This is a genomic window from Variovorax sucrosi (assembly GCF_051216635.1).
In the GTDB taxonomy this organism is placed as follows: domain Bacteria; phylum Pseudomonadota; class Gammaproteobacteria; order Burkholderiales; family Burkholderiaceae_C; genus Variovorax.
Genome location: NZ_JBPJZU010000004.1, coordinates 390,776 through 417,691 on the forward strand (window position 1 = coordinate 390,776; position 26,916 = coordinate 417,691).

The 26,916-nt window shown below is 67.5% G+C and carries 27 protein-coding genes; 13 read left to right on the top strand and 14 right to left on the bottom strand.

Annotated elements, in window-relative coordinates:
- Positions 1–7 precede the first annotated feature (7 nt).
- From ACSFBE_RS10680 to ACSFBE_RS10700, 5 genes are all read left to right on the top strand, one after another.
- Positions 8–2,308 (top strand): NADP-dependent malic enzyme, encoded by a 2,301-nt coding sequence (locus ACSFBE_RS10680; RefSeq protein ID WP_435490351.1) that lies wholly within the window; start codon positions 8–10, stop codon positions 2,306–2,308.
- Positions 2,309–2,471: 163 nt separating this feature from the next.
- Positions 2,472–3,497 (top strand): ABC transporter substrate-binding protein, encoded by a 1,026-nt coding sequence (locus tag ACSFBE_RS10685; protein WP_435490352.1) that lies wholly within the window; start codon positions 2,472–2,474, stop codon positions 3,495–3,497.
- Positions 3,497–4,363, top strand: a complete 867-nt coding sequence (locus tag ACSFBE_RS10690; RefSeq protein WP_435490353.1) for an ABC transporter ATP-binding protein — start codon at positions 3,497–3,499, stop codon at positions 4,361–4,363. The genes ACSFBE_RS10685 and ACSFBE_RS10690 overlap by 1 nt, the downstream gene beginning before the upstream one ends.
- Positions 4,363–5,133 (top strand): ABC transporter permease, encoded by a 771-nt coding sequence (locus ACSFBE_RS10695; protein WP_286644604.1) that lies wholly within the window; start codon positions 4,363–4,365, stop codon positions 5,131–5,133. The genes ACSFBE_RS10690 and ACSFBE_RS10695 overlap by 1 nt, the downstream gene beginning before the upstream one ends.
- Before the next feature lie 67 nt (positions 5,134–5,200).
- Entirely contained in the window at positions 5,201–5,770 is a 570-nt protein-coding gene (locus ACSFBE_RS10700; protein WP_435490354.1) for a hypothetical protein, read from the top strand.
- On the opposite strand, the gene ACSFBE_RS10705 is transcribed toward ACSFBE_RS10700, so the two are convergent.
- Positions 5,757–6,761, bottom strand: coding sequence for an isopenicillin N synthase family dioxygenase (locus ACSFBE_RS10705; protein WP_435490355.1), 1,005 nt, complete (start codon positions 6,759–6,761; stop codon positions 5,757–5,759). The genes ACSFBE_RS10700 and ACSFBE_RS10705 overlap by 14 nt on opposite strands.
- A gap of 287 nt (positions 6,762–7,048) precedes the next feature.
- Here ACSFBE_RS10705 and ACSFBE_RS10710 point away from each other — a divergent pair, with 287 nt between their 5' ends.
- Genes ACSFBE_RS10710 through ACSFBE_RS10720 form a run of 3 tightly spaced genes read left to right on the top strand, consistent with a single transcriptional unit; the run spans position 7,049 to position 9,494 of the window.
- Positions 7,049–8,074, top strand: coding sequence for an ABC transporter substrate-binding protein (locus tag ACSFBE_RS10710; RefSeq protein WP_435490356.1), 1,026 nt, complete (start codon positions 7,049–7,051; stop codon positions 8,072–8,074).
- A gap of 14 nt (positions 8,075–8,088) precedes the next feature.
- Positions 8,089–9,069: an isopenicillin N synthase family dioxygenase gene (locus ACSFBE_RS10715; RefSeq protein WP_435490357.1), complete on the top strand. Its 981-nt coding sequence runs from the start codon at positions 8,089–8,091 to the stop codon at positions 9,067–9,069.
- On the top strand, positions 9,066–9,494 hold the full coding sequence (locus ACSFBE_RS10720; RefSeq protein WP_435490358.1) for a VOC family protein: 429 nt from the start codon (positions 9,066–9,068) through the stop codon (positions 9,492–9,494). Before ACSFBE_RS10715 ends, ACSFBE_RS10720 begins: the two co-directional genes overlap by 4 nt.
- A 5-nt stretch (positions 9,495–9,499) precedes the next feature.
- On the opposite strand, the gene ACSFBE_RS10725 is transcribed toward ACSFBE_RS10720, so the two are convergent.
- From ACSFBE_RS10725 to ACSFBE_RS10735, 3 genes are read right to left on the bottom strand one after another with little or no spacing between them, the layout of a single operon-like run.
- Positions 9,500–9,892 (bottom strand): OsmC family protein, encoded by a 393-nt coding sequence (locus ACSFBE_RS10725; protein WP_435490359.1) that lies wholly within the window; start codon positions 9,890–9,892, stop codon positions 9,500–9,502.
- Positions 9,893–9,928: 36 nt separating this feature from the next.
- Positions 9,929–10,681 (bottom strand): FAD-binding oxidoreductase, encoded by a 753-nt coding sequence (locus tag ACSFBE_RS10730; RefSeq protein WP_435490360.1) that lies wholly within the window; start codon positions 10,679–10,681, stop codon positions 9,929–9,931.
- Entirely contained in the window at positions 10,678–11,286 is a 609-nt protein-coding gene (locus ACSFBE_RS10735) for a sulfite oxidase-like oxidoreductase (RefSeq protein ID WP_435490361.1), read from the bottom strand. Before ACSFBE_RS10735 ends, ACSFBE_RS10730 begins: the two co-directional genes overlap by 4 nt.
- A 141-nt stretch (positions 11,287–11,427) precedes the next feature.
- On the opposite strand from ACSFBE_RS10735, the gene ACSFBE_RS10740 reads away from it, so the two are divergent.
- The 3 genes from ACSFBE_RS10740 to ACSFBE_RS10750 all read left to right on the top strand — a co-directional run bounded on the left by ACSFBE_RS10740 (position 11,428) and on the right by ACSFBE_RS10750 (position 14,326).
- A complete protein-coding gene (locus ACSFBE_RS10740) occupies positions 11,428–11,949 on the top strand; it encodes a nucleoside deaminase (RefSeq protein ID WP_435490362.1) in 522 nt (173 codons plus the stop codon).
- A gap of 20 nt (positions 11,950–11,969) precedes the next feature.
- Positions 11,970–12,800, top strand: a complete 831-nt coding sequence (locus ACSFBE_RS10745; RefSeq protein WP_435490363.1) for an urease accessory protein UreD — start codon at positions 11,970–11,972, stop codon at positions 12,798–12,800.
- A gap of 80 nt (positions 12,801–12,880) precedes the next feature.
- Positions 12,881–14,326 (top strand): MFS transporter, encoded by a 1,446-nt coding sequence (locus ACSFBE_RS10750; protein ID WP_435490364.1) that lies wholly within the window; start codon positions 12,881–12,883, stop codon positions 14,324–14,326.
- Position 14,327: 1 nt separating this feature from the next.
- Here the strand turns inward: ACSFBE_RS10750 and ACSFBE_RS10755 are convergent, their stop codons facing one another.
- The 8 genes from ACSFBE_RS10755 to ppk2 all read right to left on the bottom strand — a co-directional run bounded on the left by ACSFBE_RS10755 (position 14,328) and on the right by ppk2 (position 23,892).
- Positions 14,328–15,557, bottom strand: coding sequence for an MFS transporter (locus ACSFBE_RS10755; RefSeq protein WP_435490365.1), 1,230 nt, complete (start codon positions 15,555–15,557; stop codon positions 14,328–14,330).
- A 119-nt stretch (positions 15,558–15,676) separates the two neighbouring features.
- Complete coding sequence (gene urtE, locus ACSFBE_RS10760; protein ID WP_435490366.1) at positions 15,677–16,369, bottom strand: urea ABC transporter ATP-binding subunit UrtE; 693 nt, start codon at positions 16,367–16,369, stop codon at positions 15,677–15,679.
- Positions 16,370–16,666: 297 nt separating this feature from the next.
- Positions 16,667–17,542, bottom strand: a complete 876-nt coding sequence (urtD, locus tag ACSFBE_RS10765) for an urea ABC transporter ATP-binding protein UrtD (protein ID WP_435490367.1) — start codon at positions 17,540–17,542, stop codon at positions 16,667–16,669.
- Positions 17,539–18,753 (bottom strand): urea ABC transporter permease subunit UrtC, encoded by a 1,215-nt coding sequence (urtC, locus tag ACSFBE_RS10770; protein WP_435490368.1) that lies wholly within the window; start codon positions 18,751–18,753, stop codon positions 17,539–17,541. Before urtC ends, urtD begins: the two co-directional genes overlap by 4 nt.
- On the bottom strand, positions 18,750–20,330 hold the full coding sequence (gene urtB / locus ACSFBE_RS10775) for an urea ABC transporter permease subunit UrtB (RefSeq protein ID WP_435490391.1): 1,581 nt from the start codon (positions 20,328–20,330) through the stop codon (positions 18,750–18,752). Before urtB ends, urtC begins: the two co-directional genes overlap by 4 nt.
- Positions 20,331–20,464: 134 nt before the next feature.
- The gene (urtA, locus tag ACSFBE_RS10780) at positions 20,465–21,733 is read right to left on the bottom strand and encodes an urea ABC transporter substrate-binding protein (protein ID WP_435490369.1); all 1,269 of its coding nucleotides are present in this window, start codon (positions 21,731–21,733) and stop codon (positions 20,465–20,467) included.
- 151 nt (positions 21,734–21,884) lie between these two features.
- The gene (locus tag ACSFBE_RS10785) at positions 21,885–22,922 is read right to left on the bottom strand and encodes an extracellular catalytic domain type 1 short-chain-length polyhydroxyalkanoate depolymerase (protein ID WP_435490370.1); all 1,038 of its coding nucleotides are present in this window, start codon (positions 22,920–22,922) and stop codon (positions 21,885–21,887) included.
- Between the two features lie 52 nt (positions 22,923–22,974).
- Entirely contained in the window at positions 22,975–23,892 is a 918-nt protein-coding gene (gene ppk2 / locus ACSFBE_RS10790; RefSeq protein WP_435490371.1) for a polyphosphate kinase 2, read from the bottom strand.
- Positions 23,893–24,038: 146 nt separating this feature from the next.
- Between ppk2 and ACSFBE_RS10795 the strand changes: the two genes are divergently transcribed.
- Both ACSFBE_RS10795 and ACSFBE_RS10800 read left to right on the top strand, forming a co-directional pair.
- A complete protein-coding gene (locus tag ACSFBE_RS10795) occupies positions 24,039–25,049 on the top strand; it encodes a transporter (RefSeq protein WP_435490372.1) in 1,011 nt (336 codons plus the stop codon).
- A gap of 53 nt (positions 25,050–25,102) precedes the next feature.
- A complete protein-coding gene (locus tag ACSFBE_RS10800; protein WP_435490373.1) occupies positions 25,103–25,657 on the top strand; it encodes a hypothetical protein in 555 nt (184 codons plus the stop codon).
- Between the two features lie 15 nt (positions 25,658–25,672).
- Here ACSFBE_RS10800 and ACSFBE_RS10805 read toward each other — a convergent pair whose 3' ends face one another.
- Together ACSFBE_RS10805 and ACSFBE_RS10810 are read right to left on the bottom strand one after the other, a co-directional pair.
- The gene (locus ACSFBE_RS10805) at positions 25,673–25,966 is read right to left on the bottom strand and encodes a hypothetical protein (RefSeq protein ID WP_435490374.1); all 294 of its coding nucleotides are present in this window, start codon (positions 25,964–25,966) and stop codon (positions 25,673–25,675) included.
- A gap of 19 nt (positions 25,967–25,985) precedes the next feature.
- On the bottom strand, positions 25,986–26,916 hold a 931-nt coding region (locus ACSFBE_RS10810), incomplete at its 5' end, for a polymorphic toxin type 37 domain-containing protein (protein ID WP_435490375.1).

Here is a 26,916-nt window from a genome sequence, read left to right on the forward strand (position 1 = left end):
GAGCCCCATGGCCACCAAACTTTCCCCCGCCGAAGAAGCACTGCGCGAAGCGGCGCGCGAATACCACCGCAGCCCGGTCCGCGGCAAGATTTCCGTCACGCCGACCAAACCGCTGCTCAACCAGCGCGACCTGTCGCTCGCCTACTCGCCCGGCGTGGCCTACCCCTGCCTCGACATCCAGGCCGACCCGAGCCTCGCGGCCGAGTTCACTGCCCGCGGCAACCTGGTCGGCGTGGTCACCAACGGCACCGCGGTGCTGGGCCTGGGCAACATCGGCCCGCTGGCCGCCAAGCCGGTGATGGAGGGCAAGGGCGGCCTCTTCAAGAAGTTCGCCGGCATCGACGTGTTCGACATCGAGCTGGCCGAGAACGACCCCGACAAGCTGGTTGACATCATTGCGGCGCTCGAGCCCACCCTGGGCGGCATCAACCTCGAGGACATCAAGGCGCCCGAGTGCTTCTACATCGAGAAGAAGCTGCGCGAGCGCATGAACATTCCGGTGTTCCACGACGACCAGCACGGCACCGCCATCATCTCGGCCGCTGCGCTCATCAACGGCCTGGAACTGGTGAACAAGAAGATCGGCGACGTGAAGATCGCGGTCTCGGGCGCGGGCGCCGCCGCCATCGCCTGCCTCGACGTGATGGTGGGCCTGGGCGCCAAGCCGGCCAACATTTTCGCGGTCGATTCCAAGGGCCTGATCTACATGGGCCGCCCGGGCGGCTTCGACGAGTCGAAGTCGCGCTATGCGCAGAAGGACACCGGCGACCGCACCCTGGCCGACGTGATGAAGAACGCCGACGTCTTCCTCGGCTGCTCGGCGCCCGGCGTAGTCACGCAGGACATGGTGAAAAGCATGGGGACGCAGCCCATCCTGCTGGCGCTGGCCAACCCCGAGCCGGAGATCCGCCCCGAACTGGCCAAGGAAGTGCGGCCCGACTGCATCATCGCCACCGGCCGCTCGGACTACCCGAACCAGGTCAACAACGTGCTGTGCTTTCCGTACATCTTCCGTGGCGCGCTGGATTGCGGCGCCAGCAAGATCACGGAGGAAATGAAGCTGGCCTGCGTGCGCGAGATCGCCGAGCTGACCAAGGCCGACATCAGCGAAGAAGTGGCCACGGCGTACGCCGGCCAGGAACTCTCCTTCGGCCCCGACTACATCATCCCCAAGCCCTTCGACTCGCGGCTGATCCTGCGCATCGCGCCCGCGGTGGCCAAGGCGGCCGCCGCCTCCGGCGTGGCCGCACGCCCGATCGAGGACATGGAAGCCTACCGGCAGCACCTCACCCGCTTCGTCTACCAGACCGGCATGTTCATGCGCCCGGTCTTCGGCGCGGCCAAGCTGGCGACGAAGAAGCGCGTGGCCTATGCCGAAGGCGAGGACGACCGCGCGCTGCGCGCCGCCCAACTGGCGGTCGACGAAGGCCTGGCGCGCCCCATCCTGATCGGCCGCCCTGCCGTGATCGAGGCCCGCATCAAGAAGGCCGGCCTGCACCTGCGGCTGGAAGTCGACGCCGACGTGGTCGACCCCGAGAACGACGCCCGCTTCCGCCAGTACTGGGAGGCGTACCACAAACTGATGGGCCGGCACGGCATCACGCCGGAAGCCTCGAAGGCGATGGTGCGCCGGTCCAACACCACCATCGCCGCGCTGATGGTGCACCTGGGCGACGCCGACGCGATGCTGTGCGGGCTGGTCGGCCGCTTCGACAGCCACCTGAAGATCCTCAACCAGTTGCTGGGCGTGAAACGCGGTGCGCCGGGCTTCGCGACGATGAACGCGCTGACGCTGGAGAAGTACACGCTCTTCATCGCCGACACCAGCGTGCACGAGGACCCGACGGCCGAGCAGCTGGCGCACATCGCGCTCATGGCCTCCGAGGAAGTGCGCCGCTTCGGCTTGCCGCCCAAGGTTGCCTTTCTGTCGCATTCGAACTTCGGCACCTCCGAGCGCGGCTCCGCCCGCAAGATGCGCATCGCGCGCGAGCTGTTCGGCCAACTGGCGCCCGACGTCGAATGCGACGGCGAGATGCAGGGCGATGCCGCGCTGTCCGAAGACATCCGCCGCCAGTCGCTGCCCACCAGCACGCTGACCGGCGAAGCGAACCTGCTGATCTGCCCGAACCTCGACGCTGCGAACATCCTCTTCAACGTGCTGAAGATGACCGGCGGCAACGGCATCACCGTGGGCCCGATCCTGCTCGGCGCTTCGGCCGCGGCACACATCCTCACGCCATCGGCCACGGTGCGTCGGGTGCTGAACATGACGGCACTGGCCGTGGCCCAGGCCGCCATCCAGAAATAGGGCATTCCGGCGATTTACGCCCCGGTACGGTGCGCCGTCCGGGGCGTTTTCATTGGCACGTCCTTACCGCACCTGTTTGGGACGGGATGGAGGTTCGCACCAATGGCGTGCGGGCACCGATATTGCTTGAATCGGTGACATTCCATTGCAAGAGACTCCGTTCATGAACAAGCGCCACCTGCTTCAGTCCTTCCTCGCCGCCTCGGCGCTCGCCTTCGGCATCCCTGCCGCGCACGCCCAGACGCCGATCAAGTTCCAGCTCGACTGGCGCTTCGAAGGGCCCGCCGCGCTCTTCACGCATCCGGCTGCCAAGGGCTACTTCAAGGCCGCCGGCCTCGACGTGGCGATCGATGCGGGCAACGGCTCGGGCGGCACGGTCACGCGCGTGGCCTCGGGCGCCTACGAAATGGGTTTCGCCGACCTGGCCGCCCTGATGGAATTCCACGCCAACAACCCCGACGCACCCAACAAGCCGGTCGCGGTCATGATGGTCTACAACAACACGCCGGCCTCGGTCATGGCGCTCAAGAAGAGCGGCATCACCAAGCCGGCCGATCTCGCGGGCAAGAAGCTGGGCGCCCCGGTGTTCGACGCCGGCCGCCGCGCCTTCCCGATCTTCGCCAAGGCCAACAACATCGGCGCCGTGCAGTGGACCGCGATGGACCCGACGCTGCGCGAAACCATGCTGATGCGCGGCGACATCGATGCCATCACCGGCTTCACCTTCACCTCGCTGCTCAACCTCGAAGCGCGCGGCGCCAAGGCGTCGGACGTGGTGGTGCTGCCCTACCCCGACTACGGCGTGAAGCTCTACGGCAACGTGATCATCGCGTCGCCCAAGCTCATCAAGGAGAACCCGGAAGCGGTGAAGAAATTCCTCTCGGCCTTCGCCAAGGGCGCGAAGGAAGTCATCGCCAACCCAGCCGTGGCGATCGAGTCGGTCAAGGCGCGTGACGGCATCATCGATTCCAAGCTCGAGACGCGCCGCCTGCAGCTGGCCATCGACACCGTGATCAACAGCCCCGACGCCAAGGCCGAAGGCTTCGGCAATGTGAATGCCGGCCGCCTGTCGCTGATGGCTTCGCAGGTGTCGGACGCGTTCAACACCAAGTCGCGCGTGAACTCCGATGCGGTGTGGAACGGCTCGATGCTGCCGAGCGCCGCCGAACTCAACATCCTGAAGAAGTGATGGGCGACACCGCCGGCGCTGTCGCCCCTTCAGCGCCCTTCGTCGACTTTCAGGACGTCTGGCTCGCCTACAACGAGGAGCTGCTGCGCGCCAACCACTTCGCGGTCGAGGCGATCGACCTGAAGGTCAAGCGTGGCGAATTCATCGCCATCGTCGGCCCCTCGGGCTGCGGCAAGTCGACCTTCATGAAGCTCACGACCGGGCTGAAGATGCCGTCGATGGGCAAGATCCGCATCGATGGCGCGCCCGTCACCGGCCCGCTGAAGATCTCGGGCATGGCCTTCCAGGCGCCGTCGCTGCTGCCCTGGCGCACCACGGTCGACAACGTGCTGCTGCCGCTCGAGATCGTCGAACCCTACCGCTCGAGCTTCAAGGCCAAGCGCCGCGAATACGTGGGGCGCGCGCGCAAGCTGCTGCAGAAGGTCGGCCTCGCGGGCTATGAAGACAAGTTCCCCTGGCAGCTCTCCGGCGGCATGCAGCAGCGCGCGAGCATCTGCCGCGCGCTCATCCACGAGCCGAAGATGCTGCTGCTCGACGAGCCCTTCGGCGCGCTCGACGCGTTCACGCGCGAGGAGCTGTGGTGCATCCTGCGCGACCTCTGGACCGAGCAGCAGTTCAACGTGATCCTGGTGACGCACGACCTGCGTGAGAGCGTCTTCCTCGCCGACACGGTCTACGTGATGAGCAAGTCGCCCGGCCGCTTCGTGGTCAAGCGCGAGATCGAGCTGCCGCGCCCGCGCGAGCTGGAAGTGACCTACACCAAGGAGTTCACCGACATCGTGCTCGAACTGCGCGGCCACATCGGGGCCATCCGCAACTTGGGCATCAGCCAGGCGCAAACCGCGGCCGCAGGAGCCGCCTCATGATGAAGAACAGCAAGCAGATCGAGCGCTGGTCGCCCTGGTTCCTGCTGATTGCCGTGCTGTTGCTGTGGGAAATCGTCTGCCGCGGCTTCGGCGTGTCGGACTTCATCTTCCCGAGCCCGTCGCGCATCTGGGAGCAGTTCTGGGAGTTCAAGACCATCATCGCGGGCCACGCCTGGCGCACCTTCTGGGTGACGATGGCGGGCTTCGGCCTGGCGATCGTGGTGGGCGTGCTGCTGGGCTTCGTCATCGGTAGCTCGCGTCTCGCATATGCCGCGATGTACCCGCTGATGACCGCCTTCAACGCGCTGCCCAAGGCGGCCTTCGTGCCGATCCTGGTGGTGTGGTTCGGCATCGGCGTCGGGCCGGCCATCCTCACGGCCTTCCTGATCAGCTTCTTCCCGATCATGGTGAACATCGCGACCGGCCTCGCCACGCTCGAACCCGAGCTGGAAGACGTGCTGCGCGTGCTGGGCGCCAAGCGCTGGGACGTGCTGATGAAGATCGGCCTGCCGCGCTCCATGCCGTACTTCTTCGCGTCGCTCAAGGTCGCGATCACGCTGGCCTTCGTCGGCACCACGGTGTCGGAGATGACCGCCGCGAACGAAGGCATCGGCTACCTGCTCATCTCGGCCGGCTCGGCCATGCAGATGGGCCTGGCCTTCGCCGGCCTGATGGTGGTGGGCGCGATGGCCATGGGCATGTACGAACTGTTCAGCGTGATCGAGAAGCGCACCACCGGCTGGGCGCATCGGGGTTCGCAGGGCGAGTAGGAGCGATCTTCCGGCCCGCGATGGTGGCGTTGGTTACAGTGCGGGCTCCCGCCGTGACCATCGCCCCATGCCACCCCTGACCCAGATCCAAGCCCGACGCCGACTCATCGTCGTCATCCTCCTGTGCGTCGCCCTCGGGGGCGCGGCCTTGCGGCAGCTGTCGGCGCCCGGCAGCACGCAGCGCGATGTCGGCACGCTGCTCATGCTGCTGTGGATCCCGATCGTCGGCAACATCATCGCCTGGCTGGTCACGCGCATGCGCGCCGCGCGTGCCTTGAAGAAGGCGGCCACTGCCATGGCGGCGGCACCGGCTGCGCCACCGCGCGAAGACACGCCCTTCGAGCCCCACGCCTGGGTCGAGCTGACCCTGCGCCCTGCCGGCGTTCCGTCCGAGGACCTCCCGATCGCAGAGGGCCTGCACCACTGCGCGCTGGTGATCGGCAACGAAGGCTTCTCGGTACGCTGGCAGGTCGGGCCGGGTCGGTCGTTCCGGCGCGGCACGCTGCAGACGCTGCCGGTGGAATTCATGGCGCCCGAAGCGGCGCTGCCGCGACTCCGGCCGGGGCTCGCGTTCCGCCTGCTCGTCGGCGAGGCCTTCATCGGCGACGGGCAGGTGCTGCGGCTCAGTACGCCTTGAAGTTCGCCGCGACGCGCTGATTCAGGAAGTCGCCGGCCGTGATCGGCGGGTGCGTCTTGCCGGGGCTTTCGATGATGGCGTCGCGGTTGGCCTGCGCGAAAAAGGCGATGCTGTAGCGCGGGCCCATGTACTCACCCGGCAGCGGGTTTTTCACGCGGTGGAAGTTGCTCGGCAGCTGGTCGTCGCTCCAGCGCATCAGCATGTCGCCGATGTTGCAGGTGATGGCGTCGCCGTCGGGCGGGATCGGCGTCCACTCCTGCGCGTCCATCTCCTTGCCCGGACAGACCTCGAGGCCGCCCTGGCCCTGGCGCTGGTACAGCAGCGTGAGGCAGTCGAAGTCGGTGTGCGCACCGGCGCGCCACAGGTCGAGCTTGTCCTGCACGTCGGCCGGGATCGCGTAGTAGTGCAGCAGGCGCAGCGTGCTCTGGTAGCTCGGCTTGCCCTGGTCGTGCGCACGGGTGAAGAACGCGTCGTCGAAGCCCAGCTTGTAGGCGAAGCACGAGAGCACGCGCATGGCGATCTCCCAGCTCTGGCGCTCGAAGCCCAGCATCTTCTCGACGAAGCCCGGCAGTTCCTCCTCGGTGGGGAAGAGCTCGCCCATGTGCGGGCGGGTGATCTGGTAGCTCTCTTTCTGGTCGGGCGTGCCGGTGGACGGCCGCACCTGCGCCCGGCTTTCCCAGCCGGCGTTGAGCGCCTTCTTCAGCGGGTACTGGCGCTTGACGCTCTCGGGCAGTGCGAAGAAGCGCTCGGCCATGTCGAAAGCGCCGCGGATCTCGCCAAGGTCGATGCCGTGGTGGATGAGCTGGAAGAAGCCGACGTCGACGGCGGCCTCCCAGAGCTGGTCGGCGATCTCGGCCTTGCGGGCCTCGAAGTCGGACAGGTCGATGCGGCGGATGTCGCGCGTCGTGTTGATGGAGCCCATCGCGCCCATGCGCGTTTCTCTCTGAAGCTCGGCGAGGTCGTAGCCGACGGGGGTCGTTGCAGCGGTCATGGTCTTGGTCCTGAAAGTTGAAAACTTCAAGAGCAATTTCCTGCCAACCCCTGAAGGTCTTGCGCAAACGCGACTGGCTGGTGAACGCTTCTACTCTCGGGTGCGGATGATGCCGCGTCAGGGCCGCGCTGGCAAAGACTTCCGCTTTGACCCTGTGGCGCAGTCGAACTTGCCTGGGGCGGCGCTGCCACACGGTGGTGCATGCGCGGGGCATCGGCACCTCCGCGAATGGCATGGATCGTGCAAATCGACGTTGCCACAACGTCCCGTTTTTCCACGGAAGCCCCATGCAACGCCGTTCCCTCCTTCGCATCGCCGGGGCCAGCGCGCTCGTCGCCGCCACGCCCATTGTCCGCGCCCAGGGTTCGCTCAAGCCCTTCAAGTTCAACCTCGGCTGGAAGGTCGAGGCCTCGGGTGCCGGCTTCCTGCTGGCGCACCAGCGCGGCTACTACAAGGATGCGGGCCTCGACGTCGCCATCGACACCGGCAACGGCTCGACCGCCGCCATCAGCCTGGTGGCCAGCGGCGCCTATGACGTGGCGTCGGCCGACCTGTCGTCGATGATCGAGTTCAACGTCGCCAACCCGCAGGCCGCGCTCAAGGCCGTGGCGATCCAGTACGACCTGAACCCGAATTCGATCATCGTGCGCAAGGACGGCGCCATCAGGAAGCCGGCCGACCTGGCGGGCAAGACCATCCTCGGCCAACCCTTCAACGCGTCGCGCAAGCTGTTCCCGGTGTTCGCCAAGGCGCAGGCCTTCGACCCCTCGGGCGTGAAGTGGGAGAACGTGGCACCCGACATCGGCGACACGCGCTTCGTCAAGGGCGACTTCGACGCCTCGGCCTACTTCTATTTCACCGGCCTGCTCAACCTCAAGGCGCGCGGCATGGGCCCCGAGCAGCTCACCGTGTTTCGCTTCTCCGACTTCGGCATGAAGTCGTACGGCAACGGCCTGGTCGCCAACGCGAAAAGCATGGAGCAGGCCGATGCGATGCGCGCCTTCGTGAAGGCCACCACGCGCGGCTGGATCGACTGCATCGCCGACCCGAAGGCCGGTGGCGCCGCCGTCAAGACGCGCGAGCCGCTGGCCAACCAGGAAATCGAGACCGAGCGGCTGCAGCTCATCGTCGACGGCACCATGAAGACCGCCGAGGTGCGCGCCAATGGCTGGGGCGCGGCGACGCCCGCGCGCCTGCAGGCCACCATCGACGAGACCGTCGCGGCGTTCGGCTTGAAGAGCATGCCGACCGTGCCGGACTTCTTCGCCGACAAGTTCCTGCCGTCGGCCGCCGACCGCCAGCTGAAGGCCTGAAGGGGCAAAGCACCATGGGCATTCCGGTCCTCGACCTGAGCGACGCGCGGGTGCCCGGCGGTCCGCGCAGCACCCAGGTGGCGCGCGAACTCCGCTCGGCGGCCATGGCGTCCGGTTTCTTCTACGTGCGCCACCACGGCATCGACCCCGCGATGGTCGAGCGCCAGTTCGACATCACGCGGCGGTTGATGGCGCTGCCGATCGAACGGCGCGAGGCGCTGTCGATCCAGCACTCGCCGATCATGCGGGGCTACGAAGGCCTGGGCGCGCAGACGCTCGACGCCGCGATGAAGCCCGACCTCAAGGAGAGCTTCTACTGCGGCATGGACTGGCCGGCCGACCATCCCTACGTGAAGGCTGGCTACCAGACCTACGGGCCGAGCCAGTGGCCGGCCGAGTTGCCCGACGTGCGCGCGCACTGCGAGGCCTACATCGACGCGATGAATGCCCTGTCGCTGCGCCTGATGCAGCTGATGGCGCTGTCGCTCGACCTGCCCGAGCACTACTTCGATGCGGCCTGCCACGACCCGATGGTCACGCTGCGCATGGTGCGCTACCCGCCGCATCCCGAGGGTGCCGACGAGCGCACCTTCGGCGCCGGCGCGCACACCGACTGGGGCGCGGTCACCATCCTCGCGCAGGATGCGCACGGCGGCCTCGAAGTGCAGATGCCCGATGACAGATGGGTCGCGGCCACGCCGATGGAAGGCAGCTTCGTCGTGAACCTCGGCGACATGATCCCGCGTTGGACCAACGGGCTGTACCACTCCAACCCGCACCGCGTGCGCAACACCTTCTCGGGCGGTGCCGCGCGCTATTCGATCCCCTTCTTCTACGAGCCCGAATACCTCGCGCGCATCGTTCCCGTCCCCGGCACCGTGCCCGCTGGCGAAGCGCCGCGCTACACGCCCTGCACGGCCGGCGAACACCTCCAGGAGATGTACCGCAAGACCTACGGGCTGCAGAAACAGGCGGTCACGGAAGGCGTGGCATGACGCTGTGGTTCAACCTGCTGTGCCGCGACGTCGAGGCACAGCTGGCCTTCTACGCGCGGCTGCTCGGCTGGCCCGAAGCGGTGCACAGCCGATCGCCGATCTACCGCGCGCTGGAGCACGACGGCGTGCAGTTCGGCTTCAATGCGGCAACGGCCTATGCGCTGCTCGGCCTGGCAGACCGCGCACCCGATGCGGCGACCACGCCGCCAGTGACGGCTTACCCGACCTTCATGCTCGACACGCCCGAAGCCGTCGACGCTGCCGTGCGCGAAGCCACAGCCGCCGGCGGCCGGGTGCTGAAGGCGCCGTACGCCACCTACTACGGCCAGTGGCAGGCCGTGCTGAGCGACCCCGAGCAGCATGTGTTCCGCGTGAGCACCGCGTCGCTGCCGCCCGGTGTGGCGCCGGCGCCGCGGCCGGACTGAGAGTTTCAAGCCCAGCCGGTTTCGATCTCGGTCGTGACCTCGGTCATCAGCTTGTGGATCGGGCACTTGGCGGCCACGCGCAGCAGTTCCGCGCGCTGTATTTCGTCGAGCGCACCCGTCACACGCAGCGAGGTCTTGAGGCGGTAGAGGCCCTTGCGCTCCTCGCTGTCGTCGCGGTCGACCAGCACCTCGATGTCCTCGATCGGCATGTTCTTGCGCTGGGCATAGAGCATCACCGTGAGCGCCTTGCAGGCCGCGAGCGAGGCGTCGTACAGATCATGCGGCGTGGCGGCACCCTGCCCGTCCGGCTGCGTGACGTCGGCGGCGAAGGCCTCGTTGCGGATGCGCACCGTGTGGCGGGTGCCCGTCGTGCCGTCGCGTCGGACTGAAATGCTCATGGGGTCTCCTGATGGACAGTTGTCGAGAAAAAATGCTCAGCCTGCGCCACCGTAGCGCTCGGTGCGGATGCGCTCGGCGGGCACGGCCGCGTCGAGCAGGCCGGTGCTGACCGCCTCGACGAAGCGGTTGGCGCCGCAGACGAAGGCATGGGCAGGCGCGTGGCCCCACGCGGTCAGCAGCCGCTGCAACGCCGCGCTGTCGAGACGCTGCACGAGGTCACCCGGCCGGTGGGCCGTGTCGCGCGTGGTGACCGCGACGAAGCGCAGCAGCGGCGCGTGCGCCTCCAGCGCGATCAGCTCATCGCGAAAGGCCAGCTCGTCCCACGTCCTCGCGGACACCACCAGCAGCAATGGGACGTCAGCACCGGACGCGTGCCAATCCCGCACCATCGCCATCAACGGCGCCACGCCCGAGCCGCCGCCGACCAGCAGCAGCGGTCCGCCATCGGCCGGGCGCCAGACGAAATGCCCCCCGATCGGGCCGCGCACCTCGATGCGGTCACCGGCCGCCACCACCTCGTGGAAGAAGGGCGAGACCTCGCCGTCCTCCAGCTTCTCGACAACGAGTTCGATCGGCATCGCACCTGGCGCCGAAGCAATGGAATAGCTGCGCTGCGCGGCATAGCCGTCGGGTGCGGTGAGTCGCACCACCAGGTGCTGGCCGGCCAGCCCGGTGGCCAGCGGCGCGCGCAGGAACACGCTGACGATGCGCGGCGTGAGCGGCGCAACGCGCTCGACCACCGCGTCATGCCAAGGCGAGGGCCAGAGCGACGGCGGCGCGCCGCTCACGGATCGTCCGAGTAGCGCTGCTGGCGCCACGGATCACCGCGCAGGTGGTAGCCCCGCAGCTCCCAGAACCCAGCCTCGTCGCGCGCGGTGAAGCGCAGGCCCTTGATCCACTTGGCGCTCTTCCAGAAGTAGAGGTGCGGCACCAGCAGCCGCGCCGGGCCGCCATGCTCGGCTGCGAGCGGTGCGCCGTTGAAGCGGGTGGCGACCATCGCGCGGCCGTCGAGCAGATCGGCGGCGGGCACGTTGGTGTCGTAGTCGTCGTGCGAGATGGCGAGCGTGTAGGCGCTCGGCGCCGCCACGCCGGCCGCGGCGAGCAGGTCGTCGATGCTGACGCCTTCCCAGCGCGTGTCGAACTTCGACCAGGTGGTGACGCAATGGATGTCGCCCTGCCACGCCGTGTGCGGCAGCGCCTCGAATTCGGCCCAGCTCCAGCTCGCCAGCGGGCGCGGGCCGTCGCTGAGGGTGAAGCGCCAGGTTGCGAGGTCGACGCGCGGCGTCGGCCCTTTCGACAGCACGGGAAAGTCGTCGGTTTCGAACTGGCCCGGCGGCAGGCGGCTCGCAAAAGCAGCGCTCGGGCGTCGTCCGGTGAAGCCTCGGGTGGCCATGGTCGCACTCCTGGTGAAGAGGAACGATGGTAGCGCCGCACCGTGCCGCGCGCTGCACCTCCAAAGTGGCAGGGCGGAGATTGTCCGACCCCGGGGTTGCGCGATCATTGGCATGTGTCCTGCATGCATCGACCCGACGCCATGAAATCGAAAAACACCCTCCCCCACCCCCCCGAAATCACGCTCGGCGAACGCGACGGCCGCTATCTGCGCAAGGCCATCCTCTGGTCGCATGCCAGCGGACGGCGCGGCAACCGGCCCTTCGGCGCCGTCATCGTCTCCGGCGACGGCGAGGTGCTGGCCGAGGGCTACTGCAACAGCGCCGAGACGGGCGACGTCACCGGCCATGCCGAAGTCACCGCCATCCGCGCCCTGGCCGGCAAACGCCCGAGCCGGGAGCTGATGGCTGGCGCCACGCTCTATTCCTCGGCCGAGCCCTGCGTGATGTGCGCGGGCGCGATCTTCTGGGCCAACATCGGCCGCGTGGTGTTCGGCATCGACGCCGAACGGCTGCGCCTGTTCCGCGGCGAGCGCGGCGACCAGCGCGATGCCGAGTTGTCCTGCCGCGACGTGTTTGCCGCCTCGCCACATTCGATCGAATGCATCGGGCCGGCGCTCATCGGCGAGGCCAGCGCGGCGCACGAGGGCGCCTGGAAGGATTAGGGCGCCGATAGACTCCCCGCATGCCCTGGCACGCCCGACTCGCGCTCGACTACAGCGCCGAACACCAACGCTCCGTCGCACGCTTTCGCCACGAAGGCCCGCTGCGCATCCTGCAGAGCCTCTACCCGGAGGGCAATGCGGTCTGCCACAACGTGCTGGTGCACCCGCCCGGTGGGCTGGTCGGCGGCGACACGCTGGACATCGCCATCACCGGCGCGGCCGGCAGCCACGGCCTGGTTACCACGCCGGGCGCGACGCGCTTCTACCGCTCCGAAGGCGAGGCCGCGGTGCAACGCACGCAGGTCACGCTGGCGGCCGAGGCGCGCCTCGAATGGCTGCCGCTCGAGGCGCTCTGCTACAGCGGCTGCAAGGCCGAGAACCGCCTGCGAATGGAACTCGCGCCCGGTGCCGAACTGCTGGGCTGGGACGTGACCGCCCTCGGCCTGCCGAACGCCGACCTGCCCTTCGAGCGCGGCAGCCTGCTGCAGCACATCGAGGTGCCGGGCGTGTGGCTCGAACGCGGCCGCATCGACGCTGCCGACCACCGTCTGCTGCAGAGCCCGATCGGCCTGGCCGGCCAGCGCTGCCTCGCGTCGCTCTTCTTCGTGGCCGGCGCGCCGATCTCGAAGGCGCGCCGCGCGTCGCTGCTCGACAGTGCGCGGGCCCTGGCCGATGCGCATCCGATGGCGATGAGCGCAGGCGCCACCGCGCCGCATGCCGAGGTGGTCGTGCTGCGCGTGCTCGCGCCGGTGGTCGAACCCGCGATGCAGCTGCTGCGGCGGGTGTGGCAGGCCTGGCGCGCGGAGCTGTGGCAGCTGCGCAGCGCGGCGCCGCGCATCTGGTCGATGTAGCGCAGGCCTGTGACGACGCGCCGGGTCGAGCCCTGCACCGACAGCGTAGACGCGCACAACGGCTCACAGTGGCTCGGCCGATGACTGCCGTCCACACCGACATTCCCGCCCGCCTCGACCGCCTGCCATGGTCGCGCTGGCACTGGCGCGTGGTGATCGCACTGGGCATCGCCTGGGTGCTCGACGGTTTGGAGGTCACGCTGGTCGGCTCGCTCGGCGGTGTGCTTGAACGCGATGACACGCTCGGCCTGAGCGCTGCGCAGATCGGCGGTGCGGGCTCGCTCTACATCGGTGGTGCGGTCGTCGGCGCGCTGGTGTTCGGCCGGCTGGCCGACCGGTGGGGGCGCAAGAAGCTCTTCCTCATCACGCTGGCGGTCTACACGGTGGCGAGTTTCGCGACCGCCTTCTCGCCGGGCTTCCTCTTCTTCGCGTTCTGCCGCTTCATGACGGGCGTGGGCATCGGCGGCGAGTACGCGGCCATCAACTCGGCCATCGACGAGCTCATTCCGGCACGGGTGCGCGGCCGCGTCAACCTGGCGATCAACGGCAGCTTCTGGGTCGGCGCCGCGCTGGGCGCCGGCATGAGCCTGGTGCTGCTCGACCCACGCGTGCTGGGGCCCGTGTGGGGCTGGCGCGCCGGCTTTGCGCTGGGCGCCCTGTTGGCCATTGCGATCCTGCTGGTGCGGCGCGACGTGCCCGAAAGCCCGCGCTGGCTCATCGCCCACGGCCGCGCCGACGAGGCCCACGCGATCATGGAACGCATCGAGGCCGAGGTGGCGGCGCAGCACGGGCCGCTGGCGCCGGTGACCGAACGGCTCGGCTTCGTGCGGCATGCAGCGCCGTCGATGGGGCAGGTGGCGCAGGTGCTGTTCCACCGCTATCGGCAGCGCAGCGTGGTCGCCCTCGCACTGATGGTGTCGCAGGCCTTCTTCTACAACGCGATCTTCTTCACCTATGCGCTGGTGCTCACGCGCTTCCATGACGTGCCCGAGGGCCGCGTGGCGCTCTACATCTTTCCCTTCGCGCTGGGCAATGTGCTGGGGCCGCTGCTGCTCGGCCCGCTGTTCGACCGCGTCGGGCGGCGCCGGATGATCGCCTTCACGTATACGCTGTCGGGCGTCGGCCTGGCGCTGACCGGCGCGGCCTTCATGGCCGGCTGGTTGACCGCGCTGACGCAGGCGTTGTGCTGGTCGGCGGTGTTTTTCCTGGCCTCGGCCGCCGCGAGTTCGGCCTACCTGACGGTGAGCGAGGTGTTCCCGCTGGAGATGCGCGCCTTGGCGATCTCGCTGTTCTACGCGGTAGGCACGGGGGCCGGTGGCTTCGTGGCGCCATGGCTCTTCGGCGTGCTGATCGACACCGGCAGCCGCGGCGCGGTCACTGTCGGCTACGGCATCGGCGCGGCGCTGGTGATCGGCGCCGGCTTGATCGCGCTGCGCTGGGGCGTGAACGCGGAGCGGCGATCGCTGGAAGACATTGCGCCGCCGATGGGGAGTGCCGAAAGCCCCGTCATCACCGAGCGCAGGTAGCTCAGTGTGCGGCGCGGCGCCGGGCGTCGGCCAGCGCCCAGGCGAAGATGCCCAGCCCGGCCAAGCCCAGCAGCGCACCGACCCAACCGGTCGATGTCCAGCCCAGGCCCGCACTGATGGCCAGGCCGCCCAGCCAGGCGCCGAGCGCGTTGGCCATGTTGAAGGCCGAATGGTTGAGCGCGGCTGCCAGCGTCTGCGCTTCGCCGGCCACGTCCATCAGGCGGATCTGCAGGGCTGGCCCGATGGCGACGACGGTGCCGATCAGGAAGGTGGCAATGGCCGCCGTGACCACGTGCTGCGCCGCGAAGACGAACAGCACCAGCACCGCCACCGACCACACCAGCAGGCCGCCGATGGTGCGCATGAGCGACTTGTCGGCCAGTCGGGCGCCGACCAGGTTGCCCGCCACCATGCCGAGGCCGAACAGCGCGAGCACGAAGGGCACATGGCCCACCGACAGCCCGGCCACTTCGGTGAGCGTCGGCTTGATGTAGCTGAAGACGGCGAACATCCCGCCGAAGCCGATGGCGCCGATGCCGAGCGTGAGCCAGACCTGCGGACGGCGCAGTGCGTCGAGCTCGCGCAGCGGGCTGGCGCCCGCCGTCGCCGGCATGTCGGGCACGCCGCGGCGCAGCAGCACCATGGCCAGCACCGCGATGAGCCCGACGAAAACGAAGGCGGCGCGCCAGCCGAAGTGCTGCCCCAGCCAGGCCGCGATGGGCACGCCCACCAGCGTGGCCCCGGTGAGCCCGAGCATGACCAGCCCGACCGCACGCGCACGCGCCCCGGGCGGTGCCAGCGTGGCGGCCACCAGCGCCGCGACGCCGAAGTAGGTGCCGTGCGGCAGCCCGGTGAGAAAGCGCAGGAGGTTGAGCGACAGGTAGCCCGGTGCCAGTGCCGACGCGAAGTTACCGAGCGCATAGATGCCCATCAGCGCGATGAGCAATGCGCGGCGGTTCCAGCCGGCCGCCAGCACGGCGAGCACGGGCGCACCGATCACGACGCCCAGCGCATAGGCGCTGATGACATGGCCGGCCTGGGGAATGCTCACGCCGATGTCGGTGGCGACTTCGGGCAGCAGGCCCATGATCACGAATTCGCCGGTGCCGATGGAGAAGCCGCCGACACCGAGCGCCAGCACGGCGCGCAGCAGGGTGCGGTCGGCGTCGGGCGCGCGCACGGAAGAAGACGCATCGGCGTCGAGTTCGGAAGACAAGGAGGAGGTGGTCATGGCAGAGCGAGCGTGCGAGCAGGCCGAGCGCGTGAACCACGCCCGACGACCAGGGTTAACCCTTGGTCATCGAACCATAGCACGCAGGGCGCGCCGCTGCAGGCGGCGGGCCATGCGGTTCAGATGGCGACAAGTTGCCGTACGCCGTTGGCTTCCATGTCCTTGCCCAAGCCGCGCGCGATGACCTCGCCGCGCTCCATCACGAGGTAGTCGTCGGCCAGTTCCTGCGCGAAGTCGTAGTACTGCTCGCACAGCACGATGGCCATGTCGCCACGGTCGGCCAGCATGCGGATGACGCGGCCGATGTCCTTGATGATCGACGGCTGGATGCCTTCGGTCGGCTCGTCGAGGATCAGCAGCTTGGGCTTGGGCGCCAGCGCGCGGGCGATGGCCAGCTGCTGCTGCTGCCCGCCGGAGAGGTCGCCGCCGCGGCGGTTGATCATCTGCTTGAGCACCGGAAACAGCTCGAACAGCTCGACCGGGATCGGCGTGCTGCCGCTCTTGTAGGCCAGGCCCATGCGCAGGTTCTCTTCGACCGTGAGCCGCGCGAAGATCTCGCGGCCCTGCGGCACGAAGCCCATGCCGGCGCGGGCGCGTTCGTAGGGCGTCTTCTTCTGGATCGGCTGGCCGTCGAATTCGATGCTGCCGCTCTTGATCGGCACAAGGCCCATCAGCGACTTCAGCAGCGTCGTCTTACCGACGCCGTTGCGACCGAGCAGCACGGTGACCTTGCCGAGCGTGGCGGTGAAGCTCACATCGCGCAGGATGTGGGAGCCGCCGTAGTACTGGTGGATGTTCTTGACTGTGAGCATTTCTTCGTTCCTCGGTCAGCTTGGGCTTTGTGGTCGTTGCGCTCCGTGGGTGGGCGCCCGCCGCAGGGCAGATGCTCAACGGTCGCGTCCACGTCGGCGGGCGGTAGGGCTTGGGGCGGCTGTGGAGCCTGCGGCGAGCACCGCAGCGGCAGGCGGATCAGGGCCGCGCGTGTTTGAGCGAAGCGAGTTTGCGCGGACCCCGCCTGACGCGAGGAGCAGCAGCGAAGCCCGAAGGGCCGCAGGCGGCTGCCGCCCCGAGCCCTACCGCCCGCCGACGCCCCCCTCGCAACGTTTTCCTCAGCGCCCAAGATAAACCTCGATCACCCGCTCATCCGCCTGCACTTCATCGAGGGTGCCCTGCGCAAGAACGGACCCATCGCACAGCACCGTCACGATCTCCGAAATCGTGCGGATGAAGCTCATGTCGTGTTCGACCACCATCAGTGAATGCTTGCCCTTCAGCGTGAGGAAGAGTTCGGCGGTGCGCGCCGTTTCCTCGTCGGTCATGCCGGCCACGGGCTCGTCGAGCAGCAGCAGTTTCGGGTCCTGCATCAGCAGCATGCCGATCTCGAGCCATTGCTTCTGACCATGGCTCAGATTGCCCGCCATGCGCGACACGCTGTCGGCCAGGTGGATGGTTTCGATGATTTCGGCCAGCCGGTCGCTCTGCGCCGAATCGAGCCTGAACAGCATCGAGCGTTTCACGCCCTTGTCGGTCTTCAGCGCGAGCTCGAGGTTCTCGAACACGGAGAGCTGCTCGAACACCGTCGGCTTCTGGAACTTGCGGCCGATGCCGAGTTGGGCGATGTCGGCCTCCTTGTGGCGCAGCAGGTCGATGGTGCTGCCGAAGAACACGGTGCCGCTGTCGGGCCGCGTCTTGCCGGTGATGATGTCCATCATCGTGGTCTTGCCGGCGCCGTTGGGGCCGATGATGCAGCGCAGCTCGCCGGGCGCGATGTCCAGGCTCAGCTTGTTGATCGCCTTGAAGCCGTCGAAGCTCACGCACACGTCTTCGAGGTAGAGGATGCGGCCATGCGTGACATCGACTTCGCCCGGCGTCGCGTGCCGGCCGAAGCCCGCCGCGCGGCCACCGGATTCGGTCTCGGCCGTGTATGCGTACCCGGCCGCCTTGGCGGCGCGCTGGGCGCCGGCTTCCATCAGGTCGGGGGTCATGCGCGGGCTCCCTTCGGCTCGACGGCGATCGGCGGCAAGGCGCTCGGTTCCACGCCTTCCGATGCGGCCAGTGCACGCTGGGCTTCCATGCGGCCGTCGCTCAACGTGCTCTTGTCCTTCGACCGCCACTTGCGCACCAGCCCGACGATGCCGTTCGGCAGGAAGAGCGTGACCGCGATGAACAGCGCGCCGAGGAAGTACAGCCAGTATTCCGGGTACGCCACCGTCAGCCAGCTCTTCGCGCCGTTGACGATGAAGGCGCCGATGATCGGGCCGATGAGCGTCGCGCGCCCGCCGACCGCGGCCCACACCGCGATCTCGATCGAGTTCGCCGCGCTCATTTCACCGGGGTTGATGATGCCGACCTGCGGCACGTACAGCGCGCCGGCCACGCCGCACATGACGGCAGAGATGACCCAGATCGTGAGCTTGTACGGCAGCGGGTTGTAGCCCGAGAACATCACGCGCGTCTCCGCGTCGCGGATGGCCTGCAGCACCCGGCCGAACTTGCTGCCGATGAGCCATTTGCTGAACAGAAAGAAGCCGAGCAGCGTGAGCCCGGTCATCACGAACAGTGTCATGCGCATGCTCTGCGTGGCGATCGGAATGCCCAGGATGCGCTTGAAGTCGGTGAAGCCGTTGTTGCCGCCGAAGCCCGTCTCGTTGCGGAAGAACAGCAGCATCGCGGCGAAGGTCATGGCCTGCGTGATGATCGAGAAGTACACACCCTTGATGCGCGAGCGGAAGGCGAAGAAGCCGAACACGAAGGCGATCAGGCCGGGCACGGCGACGATCAGGATCAACGTCATCACGAAGCTGTCGCTGAAGGTCCAGTGCCAGGGCAGCGTCTTCCAGTCGAGAAACACCATGAAGTCCGGCAGGTCGCTCTTGTAGTTGCCGTCGCGGCCGATCTGGCGCATGAGGTACATGCCCATCATGTAGCCGCCCAGCGCGAAGAACATGCCGTGGCCCAGCGACAGGATGCCGGTGTAGCCCCAGATCAGGTCCATGGCCAGTGCGCAAATTGCGTAGCACATGATCTTGCCGACCAGCGCCACCGCGTAGTCGCTCATGTAGAACATGCTCTCGCGCGGCACCAGCAGGTTGAGCATCGGCGCCACGGCGCACACGACGATCAGCGCAACGAAGAAGACAGTCCAGCCCTTGCCGCTGAGCAGCGGGCCTTTAGTAGGTAGTACGACCTTACTCATGCCTCGGCGCTCCGGCCCTTCATGGCAAAGATGCCTTGAGGACGCTTCTGGATGAAGATGATGATGAAGACGAGCACCGCGATCTTCGCGAGCACCGCACCGGCCCAGCCCTCGATGAACTTGTTCAGGATGCCCAGGCCCATGGCCGCGTACACCGTGCCGGCGAGCTGGCCGACACCACCCATCACCACCACCATGAACGAGTCGACGATGTAGCTCTGGCCGAGGTCGGGGCCGACGTTGCCGATCTGGCTCAGCGCGCAGCCCGCGAGGCCGGCGATGCCGGAGCCCAGCGCGAAGGCGTAGGTGTCGATGCGGGCGGTGTTCACGCCCATGCACGAAGCGATGGGCCGGTTCTGCGTCACGCCGCGCACGAACAGGCCGAGCCGCGTCTTGCCGATGAGCCAGCCCATGGCGAGCAGCACCAGCACCGCGAAGACGATGATGCAGATGCGGTTCCACGGCAGCGTGACGTTGCTCAGCATGGTGAAGCCGCCGCTCATCCAGCCGGGATTCTCGACGCCGACGTTCTGCGCGCCGAAGAGCGAGCGCACCAACTGCTGCAGCATCAGGCTGATGCCCCAGGTGGCCAGCAGCGTCTCGAGCGGCCGGCCGTAGAGGAAGCGGATCACGCCGCGCTCCAGCACCGCGCCCACCAGCGCCGAGGCCAGGAACGACACCGGAATGGCCGCGACCAGGTACAGGCCGAACATCGATTCCGGGAAGTACCGCTGGAAGATGCCCTGCATCACGTACGTGGCGTAGGCGCCGATCATCATCAGTTCGCCGTGCGCCATGTTGATCACGCCCATCAGCCCATAGGTGATGGCCAGGCCCAGCGCGGCCAGCAGCAACACCGAGCCGAGGCTGATGCCGCTGAAGATCGCGTTGATGCGGTCACCCCAGACCAGCGCGCCGTCGATGCTGGCGATGGACGCCGCGATGGCGCTCTTCACGCCCGCATCGGTCTCGTCGGCCAGCCGTTGGTTGAGCAGCAGCTTGATGTCCGGGCTCTTGCGCTCGGCCAGCGCCTTGGCGGCATCGATGCGTTTGGCAGCGTCGGCGCTGTTGAGCATCGACGCGGCGCGCACCAGTTCGAGCTGTGCCTTGATCGATGGGTTCGTTTCGGCCGCCAGCGCGCGCTCGACGGCCGGCAGGCGCGATTCGCTCGGCTCCTTCAGCAGGCCCTGGGCCGCTTCGGCGCGAACCTTCTCGTCCTGGCTGGTGAGCCGCAGCACGGCCTGCGCCGCGTCGAAGGCGCCGCGCATCAGGTTGTTGTTGACGACGTCTTCGGCGTCGTCGGGCACCTTCGCCTCGGCGCCTGTGACCGGGTCGTACCCCTTGTCGTCCTTGATGACGAAGACCTTGTCGGCGGTGAACTTGACCGCGTCGTCGGCCATCGCCTGAATGAAGGCGGCCGTCTTCTCGTCGGCGGTGAGCACCGCCTTGTCGAGTGCGGCGATGCGCGTCTCGGTGTCGCCCGAGGCGATGGCCTTGGCTTCGTCGGCCGTCAGCGCGTGGGCGGACATGGCCGCGAGAAGCGCGAACGCCGCCGCGCAGGAATGAATGAAGCGCATGGGTGTTCGCACGGCGTCTCTCAGATTTGGGAACACCGCGGAACCGGCTTTGCCGGGCCGCAGGTGTTGCCCCCGCTAGGGAGTGGGAGGAGGCGACACGAAGTGCGCCGCATCCTGGGGGCGAGCCAAGCAAGTTACATCGACTTGCCGGCAGGCTGGTCGGGCTTCTTGTCGTTGCCTTCGATGTACGGGCTCCAAGGCTTGGCCTTGACCGGCCCCGGCGTCTTCCACACCACGTTGAACTGGCCGTCGGCCTTGATCTCGCCGATGAACACGCTCTTGTGCAGGTGATGGTTCTTCTCGTCCATCTTCGAGACGATGCCCGACGGTGCGTTGAAGGTCTGGCCGGCCATGGCGGCGATCACCTTGTCGGTGTCGGTCGACTTGGCTTTCTCGACGGCCTGCTTCCACATATGGATGCCGATCCAGGTGGCTTCCATCGGGTCGTTGGTCAGCGGCTTGTCCATGTGGCCCGGAATCTTCTTGGCCTTGGCGTAGTCGCTCCACTGCTTGATGAAGGCGGTGTTGGTCGGGTTCTTGATCGACATGAAGTAGTTCCATGCGGCCAGGTGGCCCACCAGCGGCTTGGTGTCCACGCCGCGCAGTTCTTCTTCGCCCACCGAGAAGGCGACGACCGGCACGTCCTTGGCCTTCAGGCCGGCATTGCCGAGTTCCTTGTAGAAGGGCACGTTGGAGTCGCCGTTGATGGTCGACACCACCGCCGTCTTGCCGCCGGCCGAGAACTTCTTGACGTCGGCAACGATGGTTTGATAGTCGCTGTGGCCGAAGGGCGTGTACTTTTCGTCGATGTCGGTGTCCTTCACGCCCTTGCTCTTGAGGTAGGCGCGCAGGATCTTGTTGGTGGTGCGGGGGTAGACGTAGTCGGTGCCGAGCAGCACCCAGCGCTTGGCGCCGCCGCCTTCCTTGCTCATGAGGTAGTCCACCGCGGGAATGGCTTGCTGGTTCGGCGCGGCACCCGTGTAGAACACGTTCTTGGAGAGCTCTTCGCCCTCGTACTGCACCGGGTAGAACAGCAGGCCGTTCATTTCCTCGACCACCGGCAGCACCGACTTGCGCGACACCGAGGTCCAGCAGCCGAAGATGACGGAGACCTTGTCCTGGCCCAGCAGTTGCTTGGTCTTCTCGGCGAACAGCGGCCAGTTGGAGGCCGGATCGACGATCACGGGCTCGAGCTGCTTGCCCATCACGCCGCCCTTTTTGTTGATGTCCTCGATGGCCATCAGCACCGTGTCTTTCAACACGGTTTCGGAGATCGCCATCGTGCCCGACAGCGAGTGCAGCACGCCGACCTTGATGGTGTCGGCGGCGAATGCCGGCGCAGCGGAGATGCTGGCCAGCGCGACGGCGGCGGTGAGCGCCTTGAGGGTGAAACGACGTTGCATGGTGACTCCTTCTCCTGTGGTTTGACTGGAACCGGTGCGTCCATCGGGCGATGCGCAGCGATGGAGCGAAGTCTCTTCGGCGGGGAGAAAGTCACAAATACGCCGGGTGGCGTACGGGTGCTGCCGGTGCATGACGCACCGTTGGATCGGCTCAGCGAGAGGCGGCGAACTGCTTCGAGACGAAGGCCCAGATCAGCTTCGAGGCATCAGGCCCCGCCGGGTCGCTGAAGGCCTGCCGCAGGGTGCCGCCGCTCCAGGCGTGCCCCAGCCCCACCACCTCGCAAAGCCGCACCCGGGTGCGGCCGTCGCGCGTGTAGTCGGTGATGCGCATCGGATGGCGCTGGCCGCGCTGCAGCATGCGCGGCACGCCGGGCCGTGCGCCGGTGGCGGTCGCCCACACCGCGGCGGTGTCGGTGGCGTTGCCTGCCGTGACCACCATGTCGGCCTCGCCGTGCAGCACGAGCAGCGGCGGCAGCGATGCGCCCACCGCGGCCGCGCCAAGGGCCTTGCCGACGGCCGTCACCGGCACCACCGGTGCGCGCTTGCCGCGCATCGCACCCAGCGCCGTCGCCGACGATTGCGCGGCGCCCGGCGCCACACCCGAATGCATCGCCACGGCCTTGAAGCGCCCGGGGAAGTGCGTGGCCATCAGCACCGCCATGCTGGCGCCGGCCGACAGTCCGGCGACGGCGATGCGGTCGCGGTCGACCGGATGGAACAGGCAGACCTGGTCGACCGCGGCCATCAGCGTGGCGGCCTCGGCGCGGGCCTTGCCGGTGCGCGTGTCGTACCAGTTCCAGCAGCCGTGCGGGTTCACCATCCGGTCCTGCTCGGGATAGAGCACGAGGAAGCGTTCGCGCGTGGCCAGCCGATTCATGCGGCTGCTGGCAGCGAGGTCGCGGCCGGTTTGGCCGCAGCCGTGCAGCATCACCAGCAGTGGCAGCTTCTCGCCCGGTGCGAGCTGCAGGCCCGGCGGCCGGTAGAGGTGGTAGCGCCGCGCCCCGGCCGGGCCGACCGCCATGCCGGAAAGCCAGTCGCCCGGCCCGGGGGGCGGCTTGTTCTGCTGAACGGCCGCCTGCTGCCATTGGACCGCGACGCGCTTGCCGGCGCCGAGCGTGACCTTGGTGAGCGCCCGCAGGTTGCGCGCGTAGGCACGCGTCAGCGCGGAGGGGGTGGAGCGACGAACCATGGGCTCACGGTAGCAGCTTCCGCGCCCGGCAGGCCGCGGCCCGGCGCTGTCGTCAGTAGCGCTCCGGCACGTGCATGTTCGCGGGCACCGGCTGACGCAGGTAGTCCGGGTTGCGCACGCGCGCCGGCAGGTCGACCGGCGGGTGCGCCACGTCGTGGTAGGGCATCTGATCCAGCAGGTGCGCGATGCAGTTCAGGCGCGCCTTCTTCTTGTCGACCGCCTGCACCACCCACCACGGTGCCTCGGGAATATGCGTGCGCTCGAGCATGATCTCCTTCGCCTTGGTGTACTCCTCCCAGCGGCGGCGGCTTTCCAGGTCCATCGGGCTGAGCTTCCACTGCTTGAGCGGATCGTGGATGCGGCCGAGGAAGCGCAGGTGCTGCTCGTCGTCGGTGATAGAGAACCAGTACTTGATGAGCTTGATGCCCGAGCGCACCAGCATCTTCTCGAATTCGGGCACGCTGCGGAAGAACTCTTCGTACTCGTCGTCGGAACAGAAGCCCATCACGCGCTCGACGCCGGCGCGGTTGTACCAGCTGCGGTCGAACAGCACCATCTCGCCGGCCGCCGGCAGGTGCGAGATGTAGCGCTGGAAATACCACTGGGTGCGCTCGCGGTCGTTCGGCGCGGGCAGCGCCGCCACGCGGGCCACGCGCGGGTTCAGCCGCTGGGTGATGCGCTTGATGACGCCGCCCTTGCCCGCCGCGTCGCGGCCCTCGAACAGGATCACGACCTTCTGCTTGCTGTGCTGCACCCAGTCCTGCAGCTTGACCAGTTCGCCCTGCAGGCGGAACAGCTCGCGAAAATAGGCCGCGCGTGCGGCCTTGTCGATGCCGGCCGGGGCGCCGTCCTCGTCGACATGGCGGTCCTCGATCTCCAGCTCCAGTTCCTCGTCATAGCTGTCGACCAGGTCGCGGGCGATGCGGCGCATCAGCTCGTCGTGATCGGGTTGGGCGTTCTGGATCGTCATGGTATGGGCTCGCGAAGATGGGGCGATGCTGCCGCCGTCGCATGACGACGGCATGACACCTGCATGACGCTGACACACAGCTGTCATGCTCATGCGCAAGCATCGGCCTTTCCTCCCTGTACGACAGACGCTCCCGCTTGCCCACCATGACGACGCCCGCCCCCGGACAGGAAGACGCGGGCCTGATCTGCGGCTATCGGTTCGACCGGAACGCCACCGGCGCAGCACGCCCGGTCGACCTCGACGCGGCCGCACGCTGGCTCGCCGATACCGACGCGCCCGACGGCTTCCTGTGGCTGCATTTCAATTTGAGCCACGCGCAGGCGGAGCGCTGGCTGAGGCGCCACGCGGGCCTGTCCGACACCTTCTACGAAACCCTGAAGGACGGCTCGCATTCGACCCGCATCGAGCGCGACGACGACGCGTTGATCGCGGTGGTGAACGACGTGCACTTCGACTTCGGCTTCGAGCCTTCGGACATCGCGACCCTGTGGATCAGCGTCGGCCCGCGGCTGGTGGTGACTGCGCGCGCCCAGCCGCTGCGCAGCGTCGATGCGTTGCGCACGGCGGTGCGCCACGGCGAATCGCCGCGTTCCAGCGTCGCGCTGCTCGAGCAATTGATGCGCACCCAGGCCGACGGCCTGGTGGGTATCGTGCGCGGCGTGACGACCCGAATCGACCAGGTAGAGGACGAACTGCTGAGCGGCCGGCTCGACAACAAGCGCGCGCGGCTGGGCGTGCTGCGCCGGCTGCTGGTGCGGCTGCAGCGGCTGCTGGCGCCGGAGCCGGCGGCGCTGTTCCGCCTGCTGCAGCACCCGCCGGCCTGGATGGCCGAGGACGACGTGCAGGAGCTGCGCGGCGCCACCGAAGAATTTTCTGTCGTGCTGCGCGACATGCAGGGCCTGCAGGAACGCATCAAGCTGCTACAGGAGGAGATCGCGGCCAGCGTCAACGAGGACAACAACCGCAGCCTGTTCGTGCTGACGGTGGTCACGGTGCTGGCCCTGCCGATCAACATCCTGGCCGGCCTGTTCGGCATGAACGTCGGCGGCATCCCGCTGGCCGAGGACAAGCACGGTTTCTGGATCGTGGTGGCCATCATCGGTTGCTTCACCGCCATCGCGGCCTGGGTGGCGCGGCGCCGGAAGGATCGATAGCCGCGCAGGGTTGTCGCCGGGGCGCGAGCGGTCAGGCCCCGCAACGCGCGGTGATGAATGTGATCGAGGCGCCTGCTGGCGCGAGCGCTGGCATGAGCGCGCCATCCTCCGGCTCGCCGCTGCACCCCACACCGAGAGCGGCATCCTGTTGCTGCGCGATGCTCGATGCCGATCTGGCCGCGCTCTACGACGTGCAGACCAAGGCGTTGGTGCAGGGCGTGGCGATGTTGTCCTCAATGCTGGGCAGCACACGCGCCATTGGGGTCAACATCGAGATCATCCGCACCTTCGTGCGGGTGCGGGCGCCGGTCACAACGCATCAGGACTTGGCCAAGCGTCTGGCCGAGTTGGAGGAGAAGACTGAACTGATCGACATGCGGCATGACTCTTTCAGCCGCAACACGCGCAATCAGCTGCGACAGGTGTTCGATGCGATCAAGGCGCTCACGACCACCCGAGCTGCCCGAGCGGCCTACCGGGTTCGTGACGCCCGAGGAGAAGAAGAACCCCAAGGCGCGGGGCAAGAAGTAGCCTGTCGATTCGAGCAACGCAAACAACAAAGCCACCCGAACACCCCGCTTCAACAGCGGGGACGGGTGGCTTCTTGATGAGGAAGGTTGGTCCTACGCGTCTTCGAACATCGCGGTATGCCAATACCCTTTCGGGTCATTAAGCCAAGCGAACTTCTTCTTTTCTGCAAACGTGCGCAGTGGTGCAAGTGGGATTCCATAGCGCCACAACAGTGCAAGCAGTTCGCGCATTGCTTCTTTATTGAGGCCGGCCACTTCGATGTCCAGGCGCAGGTCCCGGCCAATGCCTTGCACGCTCCGTATCGCCGCGATCTCCTTAAACCCCATAAACAGGCGACGTTCGTCACCTCTTGAGTAGAAGCTACCCAATGCAATTTTCAGAATCATCCGCTAGTCCTTGAATTCATCAACGGCGTCGGCCACCGGGGTAAATATTGTCGTAACGGCCACCGGGGTACTGCACATCCCAATGCGGCCCCCCATGGGCATCTCCCGTTGAACCCGAGTCCGGACCTGTGGGACACCAGACGCCGCCGTCTGCACCCTTCCAGCCGTACCCACGACCATTCGGATTGCGAACCCAGTCTTCGCCACCCTTTGGATCCTTGAATCCCTCTTCTTCACCCGGTTTACCCGGCGCCTTCGGTCCGTTCGGGTCATAGGCATTTTGAGGCGGTTTCGCAAAAATCCACTGCCTAAACTGATCCGCCACTGAGGGCGAACTTGGCCTGTAGGTGTCCGTCCGCGGGTCATAGCCGCCGCGCGCACTATTCGTTCCTGCCATGCCTCCAAGAGCCGGGAACGGCATCGGCAACGGAAGCGCCTGCAACCCCACCGGATCCGAGAAGCCCAACGCATTGCCACCGACATACCCAAACCGATTCCATCCACCATTGAGCCCGATCGGGTCTGGCTGGCTGTACCGGCCGGTGGTCGGGTTGTAGCTTCGGAAGTAGTTGTAGTGCAGGTTCGACTCCGCATCGAAGTACTGCCCCGGGTACCGCAGGTTGATGCCGAAGTCGCTCTCCAGCGGGGTTGTCTTGTTGAAGCGCCGATCAGCCACTGTCGGCTGCTCATCGCCGAAGGCACTGTAGCCCCACTGCCAGCGTAGATCGCCGTCCGGCCAAGTCGCCCTGCGCGGTGTGTTCAGGTGGTCGGCCGTGATCGCATAGCGCGTGTCGTCGGCCATCACCACGATCGGCATCGGCCCTGCAGCCGTCGGCAGGTACACGTACTGCTTGGTGCCCGCGCTGTGCGCCCCGCCCAGGCCGTACTCGCCGATCAGGCTGCCCTGCTCGTCGTAGGCAAACACATAGCCCAGCGCCTCGGCCTGGCGG